This is a genomic window from Lacisediminihabitans sp. (assembly GCF_036404185.1).
Classification (GTDB): Bacteria; Actinomycetota; Actinomycetes; order Actinomycetales; family Microbacteriaceae; genus Lacisediminihabitans.
On the sequence record NZ_DASWPB010000103.1, the window covers coordinates 1 to 4,408 of the forward strand.

Annotated in this window: 5 protein-coding genes and 1 pseudogene; 2 read left to right on the top strand and 4 right to left on the bottom strand. The window is 67.8% G+C overall.

Annotated elements, in window-relative coordinates; all coding sequences use genetic code 11:
- Both VGC18_RS07200 and VGC18_RS07205 read left to right on the top strand, forming a co-directional pair.
- Nucleotides 1–235 (top strand): annotated as a pseudogene (locus tag VGC18_RS07200) (oxidoreductase); the annotation flags it as partial.
- A gap of 18 nt (nucleotides 236–253) precedes the next feature.
- Nucleotides 254–514, top strand: a complete 261-nt coding sequence (locus VGC18_RS07205) for a DUF6510 family protein (RefSeq protein WP_331095736.1) — start codon at nucleotides 254–256, stop codon at nucleotides 512–514.
- Between the two features lie 158 nt (nucleotides 515–672).
- On the opposite strand, the gene ilvC is transcribed toward VGC18_RS07205, so the two are convergent.
- The 4 genes from ilvC to VGC18_RS07225 form a co-directional block, all read right to left on the bottom strand.
- A complete protein-coding gene (gene ilvC / locus VGC18_RS07210; protein WP_331095738.1) occupies nucleotides 673–1,698 on the bottom strand; it encodes a ketol-acid reductoisomerase in 1,026 nt (341 codons plus the stop codon).
- 24 nt (nucleotides 1,699–1,722) lie between these two features.
- Nucleotides 1,723–2,229: an acetolactate synthase small subunit gene (gene ilvN, locus VGC18_RS07215; protein ID WP_331095740.1), complete on the bottom strand. Its 507-nt coding sequence runs from the start codon at nucleotides 2,227–2,229 to the stop codon at nucleotides 1,723–1,725.
- Between the two features lie 4 nt (nucleotides 2,230–2,233).
- A complete protein-coding gene (locus VGC18_RS07220) occupies nucleotides 2,234–4,051 on the bottom strand; it encodes an acetolactate synthase large subunit (protein WP_331095742.1) in 1,818 nt (605 codons plus the stop codon).
- A 45-nt stretch (nucleotides 4,052–4,096) separates the two neighbouring features.
- The coding region (locus tag VGC18_RS07225) for a dihydroxy-acid dehydratase (RefSeq protein WP_331095744.1) at nucleotides 4,097–4,408 on the bottom strand (312 nt) is incomplete at its 5' end.

Below are 4,408 nucleotides of genomic sequence, written 5' to 3' on the forward strand. Positions count from 1 at the left end.
GACACCGCACCTCGACGTCACCTGGGTGTACACGCGGCAGGCCCCGGACGGATGGCCGCGACCGGCGGGACGGCTGGGACGCGCGGACCTGGAGGCGGATGCCTTTCCCGCCGCCTACTCCCCCGACGTCTTCGTCTGCGGTCCCACCGGCTTCGTCGAGACGGTGGCGACGGCCCTCGTCGAACTCGGCCACGACCCGGTCCGCGTGAAGACCGAGCGATTCGGAGGCATCTGAGATGACGGGCGGGACACGATGACCGGGCACGTCGATGGCAATGTCCTCGCCGGCCCGCTCTCCGAGCTGTTCCGGTTCGACCCGACCACGGCATCCGCCCGGTGCGCCTCCTGCGGCGATGTGTCGGTGCTCGCACGGGCCATGGTCTACGTCGAGGACCACGGCCTCATCGTGCGCTGCTGCACCTGCGACGACGTGCTCATGATCGTCGTCCAGGAGCCGGAGGGCAGCTCGATCGACCTGACCGGCATGTCCTGGTTGCGCGTGCGCCGGCCCTAGATCAGGCCGGGCCGCCCTGGATGCCGCCCGCGGCGGGAGCTACGGCCCCGCGGCGGGAGATACCGCCACTCGCGGCGGGTTAATCGTCTCGCGGCGGGAGGTGCGCCTCCCGCCGCGAAACAGTTTCTCCCGCCACAGGGGACGGCCGAACGGGATGCCTAGCGCGCGGCCGAGCCGTCCGTGTAGTCCTCGTCCTGCTGCTTCCAGGCGAAGAGTGCACGCAGCTCCTTGCCCGTGGCCTCGATGGGGTGCTGGGACTCCTTCTCGCGCAACGCGAAGAACTCCGGGGCTCCGGCATCCTGGTCCGCGATGAAGCGCGCGGCGAAGCTGCCGTCCTGGATGTCGGAGAGCACCGCCTTCATGTTCTCCTTCACGTGGGCGTCGATGACCCGCGGCCCCGACACGTAGTCGCCGTACTCCGCGGTGTCGGAGATCGACCAGCGCTGCTTGGCGATGCCGCCCTCCCACATGAGGTCGACGATGAGCTTCAGCTCGTGCAGCACCTCGAAGTAGGCGATCTGCGGCTGGTAGCCGGCCTCGGTCAGCGTCTCGAATCCGGCCTGCACGAGGTGGGAGACACCGCCGCAGAGCACGGCCTGCTCGCCGAACAGGTCGGTCTCGGTCTCCTCGGTGAAGGTCGTCTTGATGCCGCCGGCACGCAGGCCGCCGATCGCCTTGGCGTATGACCAGGCGAGGTCCCAGGCCTGACCGGAGGCATCCTGCTCGACGGCGGCGATGATGGGGACACCGCGGCCGGCCTCGTACTCGCGGCGCACGGTGTGACCCGGTCCCTTCGGGGCGACCATGATCACGTCGACGCCCTCCGGCGCCTTGATGTAGCCGAAGCGGATGTTGAAGCCGTGGCCGAAGAGGATGGCCTTGCCCGCCGCGAGGTGCGGCTGGATATCCGCGGCGTACAGGCCGCGCTGGTGCTGGTCGGGAGCGAGGATGACGATGACGTCGGCCCATTCGGATGCCTCGGCCGTGCTCAGCACGGTGAAGCCCGCCTCCTCCGCCTTCTGTCTCGACTTCGAGTCGGGCTTGAGGGCGACGACGACCTCGACGCCGGAGTCGCGGAGGTTCTGAGCGTGGGCGTGGCCCTGGGAGCCGTAGCCGATGACGGCGACCCTCTTGCTCTGGATGAGTGCGAGGTCGGCGTCCTGGTCGTAGAAAATCTCGGTCACTTCGTAGTTCTCCTTGTTTTGTGGTTAGTTCTTGAAGACGCGTTCCGTGATGCTCTTGCTGCCACGGCCGATGGCGAGAAGACCCGACTGCGCGATCTCCTTGATGCCGTGGGGCTCGAGGACCCTGAGGAGTGCCTGCACCTTGGCGGTGTCGCCCGTGACCTCGATCACGAGGGCGTCCGGCGCGACATCCACGATCCTCGCCCTGAACAGCGTGGCCGCCTCGAGGATCTGACTGCGGGTGGTGTTGTCGACCCGCACCTTGATGAGCATGTGCTCGCGCTCGACGGTCTGCGCGGGATCGAGCTCGACGATCTTGATCACGTTGATGAGCTTGTTGAGCTGCTTGGTGACCTGTTCGAGCGGAAGCTCCTCGACGTCGACCACCACCGTGATGCGCGACAGACCGGCGATCTCGCTGGCGCCGACCGCGAGGCTCTCGATGTTGAAGCCTCGTCGGGCGAACAGGCCGGCCACCCGGGTGAGGAGCCCGGGTCGGTCCTCGACCAGAAGGGACAGAACGTGGGTCATCGGCCTACTCCTCTTCCCATTCCGGGGCATGCTCTTTCGCGTACTGGACCTTCGAGTTGCCGACGCCCTGCGGCACCATCGGCCAGACGAGCGAGTCCCGGCTCACGATGAAGTCGATGACCACCGGGCGATCGTTCGTCTCGTTGGCGAGTTTGATCGCCGCATCCACCTCGTCCTTCGTGGTGACCCGGATGCCCAGGGCACCGTACGCGTCGGCCATCTTCACGAAGTCAGGAACCATCACCGTGTCGTGCCCGGTGTTCAGGTCGGTGAAGGAGTGCCGCCCGTCGTAGAAGAGGGTCTGCCACTGCCGCACCATGCCGAGCGACGAGTTGTTGATGATCGCGACCTTGATCGGGATGTGATTGATCGTGCAGGTGGCCAGCTCCTGGTTGGTCATCTGGAAGCATCCGTCGCCGTCGATCGCCCACACGGTGCGCTCCGGCTCTGCGACCTTCGCGCCCATCGCGGCGGGCAGCCCGTAGCCCATGGTGCCCGCTCCTCCGGAGCTCAGCCAGGAGTTCGGGCGTTCGTACTTGATGAACTGCGCCGCCCACATCTGGTGCTGTCCGACGCCGGAGGCGTAGATGGCCTCGGGTCCCGTGATCGCCCCGATGCGCTCGATCACGTACTGCGGGGACAGCAGGCCGTCCTCCGGCTCGTCGTAGCCGAGCGGATACTGCTCACGCAGGCTGTCGAGGCGGGCCCACCACTCGGTGAGGTCGCTCCTCTCCGTCGCGGACACCGCGGCGAAGGCGAGGCTGAGGTCGGCGATGACGTCCTTGGCATCGCCGACGATCGGGACATCCGCGGCGCGGATCTTCGAGATCTCCGCCGGATCGATGTCGACGTGGACGACCTTCGCGTCGGGGGCGAACTCGTCCGGCTTTCCGGTCACCCGGTCGTCGAAGCGGGCGCCGAGGGCGACCAGCAGATCGGATTCCTGGATCGCCAGGACCGCGGGAACGGTGCCGTGCATGCCGGGCATGCCGAGGTTCAGCCGGTTCGAGTCGGGGAACACGCCGCGGGCGGTGAGCGTCGTCACGACGGGGGCGCCGACCAGCTCCGCGAGCTCGAGGAGCTCCGCGGAGGCGTTCGCGCGGGAGACGCCGCCGCCGGCGTAGAACACCGGCCGCTTCGCCTCGGCGAGCAGCTGAGCCGCCGCCTGGATCTGCTTGCCGTGGGCCTTCGTCACCGGGCGGTAGCCGGGCAGGTCGACCTTGGGCGGCCAGACGAACGGCGCGGAGTTCTGCTGGCAGTCCTTCGTGATGTCGACGAGAACCGGGCCCGGACGACCGGTCGAGGCGATGTGGTAGGCCGCCGCGAGCGTCGCCGGGATGTCCTCCGGACGGGTGACCAAGAACGAGTGCTTGGTGATCGGCATCGTGATCCCCACGATGTCGACCTCCTGGAAGGCATCCGTCCCCATGAGGGTCGAGAAGACCTGGCCGGTGATCGCGAGCATCGGCACGGAGTCCATGTAGGCGTCCGCGATCGCCGTCACGAGGTTGGTCGCCCCCGGCCCCGAGGTCACGATGGCGACGCCGACCTTGCCGGTGGCCGTCGCGTACCCCTCCGCGGCGTGGCCGGCGCCCTGCTCGTGACGGACCAGGATGTGCCGGATCGCCGTCGAGGACATCAGCTCGTCGTAGAAGGGGATGATCGCCCCGCCGGGCAGGCCGAAGACATCCGTGACGCCGAGCATCTCGAGCGAGCGGAGGATGGCGCCGGACCCGGTGAGCACCTCCGGTGCCGCGGGCTCGGCCGGCCTGGCCGTCGCGGACCTGGTCGCGGTGGGCACGGGATTCGATTCCGTGGACATCAGTTATTCCTTGCGAGGTTGTCGAGCACGAGGGGTGGGCGCAGGCTATCCGGTGATCGCGCCCTCCGCGGCGGAGTGCACGAGCTTGGAGTACTTTGCGAGAACGCCACGGGTATAGCGCGGGGGAAGCGGAGCCCAGCCAGAGCGGCGAGCGGCAAGCTCTTCCGCCTCGACCAGTAGATCGAGGGAGCGAGCGGCGATATCGACCCGTATTAGATCACCATCGCGCACGAAGGCGATGGGACCTGCGTCCACCGCTTCGGGTGCTATGTGGCCGATACACAGTCCGGTTGTGCCGCCTGAGAATCGTCCGTCCGTCAAGAGTAGTACATCCTTGCCGAGGCCAGCGCCCTTGAT

Coding starts and splice junctions, on each gene's coding strand:
- VGC18_RS07205 (WP_331095736.1), top strand. CDS start 254: ATGACCGGGCACGTCGATGGCAATGTCCTCGCCGGCCCGCTCTCCGAG.
- VGC18_RS07220 (WP_331095742.1), bottom strand. CDS start 4,051: ATGTCCACGGAATCGAATCCCGTGCCCACCGCGACCAGGTCCGCGACG.
- ilvN (WP_331095740.1), bottom strand. CDS start 2,229: ATGACCCACGTTCTGTCCCTTCTGGTCGAGGACCGACCCGGGCTCCTC.